This window comes from Streptomyces spinosus (assembly GCF_020400655.1).
In the GTDB taxonomy this organism is placed as follows: domain Bacteria; phylum Actinomycetota; class Actinomycetes; order Streptomycetales; family Streptomycetaceae; genus Streptomyces; species Streptomyces argyrophylli.
The window spans coordinates 1-4,958 of sequence record NZ_JAINRC010000048.1; the positions used below are offsets into that span (position 1 = coordinate 1).

Genomic DNA, 4,958 nt, shown 5'->3' on the forward strand with positions numbered 1-4,958 from the left:
GTAAACATTCACGGAGAGTTTGATCCTGGCTCAGGACGAACGCTGGCGGCGTGCTTAACACATGCAAGTCGAACGATGAACCACTTCGGTGGGGATTAGTGGCGAACGGGTGAGTAACACGTGGGCAATCTGCCCTGCACTCTGGGACAAGCCCTGGAAACGGGGTCTAATACCGGATATGAGCCTGGGAGGCATCTCCCGGGTTGTAAAGCTCCGGCGGTGCAGGATGAGCCCGCGGCCTATCAGCTTGTTGGTGAGGTAACGGCTCACCAAGGCGACGACGGGTAGCCGGCCTGAGAGGGCGACCGGCCACACTGGGACTGAGACACGGCCCAGACTCCTACGGGAGGCAGCAGTGGGGAATATTGCACAATGGGCGCAAGCCTGATGCAGCGACGCCGCGTGAGGGATGACGGCCTTCGGGTTGTAAACCTCTTTCAGCAGGGAAGAAGCGAGAGTGACGGTACCTGCAGAAGAAGCGCCGGCTAACTACGTGCCAGCAGCCGCGGTAATACGTAGGGCGCAAGCGTTGTCCGGAATTATTGGGCGTAAAGAGCTCGTAGGCGGCTTGTCACGTCGGTTGTGAAAGCCCGGGGCTTAACCCCGGGTCTGCAGTCGATACGGGCAGGCTAGAGTTCGGTAGGGGAGATCGGAATTCCTGGTGTAGCGGTGAAATGCGCAGATATCAGGAGGAACACCGGTGGCGAAGGCGGATCTCTGGGCCGATACTGACGCTGAGGAGCGAAAGCGTGGGGAGCGAACAGGATTAGATACCCTGGTAGTCCACGCCGTAAACGGTGGGCACTAGGTGTGGGCAACATTCCACGTTGTCCGTGCCGCAGCTAACGCATTAAGTGCCCCGCCTGGGGAGTACGGCCGCAAGGCTAAAACTCAAAGGAATTGACGGGGGCCCGCACAAGCGGCGGAGCATGTGGCTTAATTCGACGCAACGCGAAGAACCTTACCAAGGCTTGACATACACCGGAAAACCCTGGAGACAGGGTCCCCCTTGTGGTCGGTGTACAGGTGGTGCATGGCTGTCGTCAGCTCGTGTCGTGAGATGTTGGGTTAAGTCCCGCAACGAGCGCAACCCTTGTCCCGTGTTGCCAGCAGGCCCTTGTGGTGCTGGGGACTCACGGGAGACCGCCGGGGTCAACTCGGAGGAAGGTGGGGACGACGTCAAGTCATCATGCCCCTTATGTCTTGGGCTGCACACGTGCTACAATGGCCGGTACAAAGAGCTGCGATACCGTGAGGTGGAGCGAATCTCAAAAAGCCGGTCTCAGTTCGGATTGGGGTCTGCAACTCGACCCCATGAAGTCGGAGTCGCTAGTAATCGCAGATCAGCATTGCTGCGGTGAATACGTTCCCGGGCCTTGTACACACCGCCCGTCACGTCACGAAAGTCGGTAACACCCGAAGCCGGTGGCCCAACCCCTTGTGGGAGGGAGCTGTCGAAGGTGGGACTGGCGATTGGGACGAAGTCGTAACAAGGTAGCCGTACCGGAAGGTGCGGCTGGATCACCTCCTTTCTAAGGAGCACTTCTTACCGGGCCTGGCTCGGTCAGAGGCCAGTACATCAGCGAATGTCTGATGCTGGTTGCTCATGGGTGGAACGTTGACTACTCGGCCGGTTTCTCGGGTCGGTGGCTGTTAGTACTGCTCTTCGGAGCGTGGAACGCATGATCGCCGGGTGGGGGCTGGTCGGGCACGCTGTTGGGTGTCTGAGGGAATGAACTTCTCCTCAGTCGCCGGCCCCAGTGAACTCCGGGTTGTGTCCCGGGGGTGATGGGTGGCTGGTCGTTGTTTGAGAACTGCACAGTGGACGCGAGCATCTGTGGCCAAGTTTTTAAGGGCGCACGGTGGATGCCTTGGCACCAGGAACCGATGAAGGACGTGGGAGGCCGCGATAGTCCCCGGGGAGTCGTCAACCAGGCTTTGATCCGGGGGTTTCCGAATGGGGAAACCCGGCAGTCGTCATGGGCTGTCACCCACTGCTGAACACATAGGCAGTGTGGAGGGAACGCGGGGAAGTGAAACATCTCAGTACCCGCAGGAAGAGAAAACAACCGTGATTCCGGGAGTAGTGGCGAGCGAAACCGGATGAGGCCAAACCGTATGCGTGTGAGACCCGGCAGGGGTTGCGTATGCGGGGTTGTGGGATCTCTCTTCCACGGTCTGCCGGCCGTGGGACGAGTCAGAAACCGTTGATGTAGGCGAAGGACATGCGAAAGGTCCGGCGTAGAGGGTAAGACCCCCGTAGTCGAAACGTCAGCGGCTCGTTTGAGAGACACCCAAGTAGCACGGGGCCCGAGAAATCCCGTGTGAATCTGGCGGGACCACCCGCTAAGCCTAAATATTCCCTGGTGACCGATAGCGGATAGTACCGTGAGGGAATGGTGAAAAGTACCCCGGGAGGGGAGTGAAATAGTACCTGAAACCGTGTGCCTACAAGCCGTGGGAGCGTCGGAGTGGAGCTTGCTTCACTCTCGTGACTGCGTGCCTTTTGAAGAATGAGCCTGCGAGTTTGCGGTGTGTTGCGAGGTTAACCCGGGTGGGGAAGCCGTAGCGAAAGCGAGTCCGAATAGGGCGTTTCAGTAGCACGCTCAAGACCCGAAGCGGAGTGATCTAGCCATGGGCAGGTTGAAGCGGAGGTAAGACTTCGTGGAGGACCGAACCCACCAGGGTTGAAAACCTGGGGGATGACCTGTGGTTAGGGGTGAAAGGCCAATCAAACTCCGTGATAGCTGGTTCTCCCCGAAATGCATTTAGGTGCAGCGTCGTGTGTTTCTTGCCGGAGGTAGAGCACTGGATAGGCGATGGGCCCTACCGGGTTACTGACCTTAGCCAAACTCCGAATGCCGGTAAGTGAGAGCGCGGCAGTGAGACTGTGGGGGATAAGCTCCATGGTCGAGAGGGAAACAGCCCAGAGCATCGACTAAGGCCCCTAAGCGTACGCTAAGTGGGAAAGGATGTGGAGTCGCAGAGACAACCAGGAGGTTGGCTTAGAAGCAGCCACCCTTGAAAGAGTGCGTAATAGCTCACTGGTCTAGTGATTCCGCGCCGACAATGTAGCGGGGCTCAAGCGTACCGCCGAAGTCGTGTCATTGCAGCGTATAGCCCCAACGGGTGCTGTGATGGGTAGGGGAGCGTCGTCTGCCGGGTGAAGCGGCACTGGAAGGTAGTCGTGGACGGTTGACGAGTGAGAATGCAGGCATGAGTAGCGATACAAACGTGAGAAACGTTTGCGCCGATTGACTAAGGGTTCCTGGGTCAAGCTGATCTGCCCAGGGTAAGTCGGGACCTAAGGCGAGGCCGACAGGCGTAGTCGATGGATAACCGGTTGATATTCCGGTACCCGCTGTGAAGCGTCAAACATCGAATCCAGTGATGCTAAGGCCGTGAAGCCGCCCTGGAGCCTTCGGGCAAAGGGGAGTGGTGGAGCCGCTGACCCAAGTTGGTAGTAGGTGAGTGATGGGGTGACGCAGGAAGGTAGTCCATCCCGGGCGGTGGTTGTCCCGGGGTAAGGGTGTAGGCCGCAAGGTAGGCAAATCCGCCTTGCATACGGCTGAGACCTGATGCCGAGCCGATTGTGGTGAAGTGGATGATCCTATGCTGTCGAGAAAAGCCTCTAGCGAGTTTCATGGCGGCCCGTACCCTAAACCGACTCAGGTGGTCAGGTAGAGAATACCGAGGCGTTCGGGTGAACTATGGTTAAGGAACTCGGCAAAATGCCCCCGTAACTTCGGGAGAAGGGGGGCCACGTCTGGTGATGAGCTTCGCGCTCTGAGCTGGGGGTGGCCGCAGAGACCAGCGAGAAGCGACTGTTTACTAAAAACACAGGTCCGTGCGAAGCCGTAAGGCGATGTATACGGACTGACGCCTGCCCGGTGCTGGAACGTTAAGGGGACCGGTTAGCTCACTTTCGGGTGGGCGAAGCTGAGAACTTAAGCGCCAGTAAACGGCGGTGGTAACTATAACCATCCTAAGGTAGCGAAATTCCTTGTCGGGTAAGTTCCGACCTGCACGAATGGCGTAACGACTTCTCGACTGTCTCAACCATAGGCCCGGTGAAATTGCACTACGAGTAAAGATGCTCGTTTCGCGCAGCAGGACGGAAAGACCCCGGGACCTTTACTACAGTTTGATATTGGTGTTCGGTTCGGCTTGTGTAGGATAGCTGGGAGACTGTGAAGCAGGCACGCCAGTGTTTGTGGAGTCGTCGTTGAAATACCAGTCTGGTCGTGCTGGATGTCTAACCTGGGTCCGTGATCCGGATCAGGGACAGTGTCTGATGGGTAGTTTAACTGGGGCGGTTGCCTCCTAAAGGGTAACGGAGGCGCCCAAAGGTTCCCTCAGCCTGGTTGGCAATCAGGTGTTGAGTGTAAGTGCACAAGGGAGCTTGACTGTGAGACCGACGGGTCGAGCAGGGACGAAAGTCGGGACTAGTGATCCGGCGGTGGCTTGTGGAAGCGCCGTCGCTCAACGGATAAAAGGTACCCCGGGGATAACAGGCTGATCTTCCCCAAGAGTCCATATCGACGGGATGGTTTGGCACCTCGATGTCGGCTCGTCGCATCCTGGGGCTGGAGTCGGTCCCAAGGGTTGGGCTGTTCGCCCATTAAAGCGGTACGCGAGCTGGGTTTAGAACGTCGTGAGACAGTTCGGTCCCTATCCGCTGTGCGCGTAGGAGTCTTGAGAAGGGCTGTCCCTAGTACGAGAGGACCGGGACGGACGAACCTCTGGTGTGCCAGTTGTTCTGCCAAGGGCATGGCTGGTTGGCTACGTTCGGGAGGGATAACCGCTGAAAGCATCTAAGCGGGAAGCCTGCTTCGAGATGAGGACTCCCACCCACTTGATGGGGTAAGGCTCCCAGTAGACGACTGGGTTGATAGGCCAGATATGGAAGCCTGGTAACGGGTGGAGTTGACTGGTACTAATAGGCCGAGGGCTTGTCC

2 rRNA genes are annotated in these 4,958 nt (G+C 58.0%); both read left to right on the plus strand.

Annotation, left to right across the window (positions count from 1 at the left end):
• Window positions 1-7: 7 nt before the first annotated feature.
• Window positions 8-1,532 (plus strand): 16S ribosomal RNA (locus tag LG395_RS40800).
• Between the two features lie 307 nt (window positions 1,533-1,839).
• A 23S ribosomal RNA gene (locus tag LG395_RS40805) occupies window positions 1,840-4,958 on the plus strand; the annotation flags it as partial.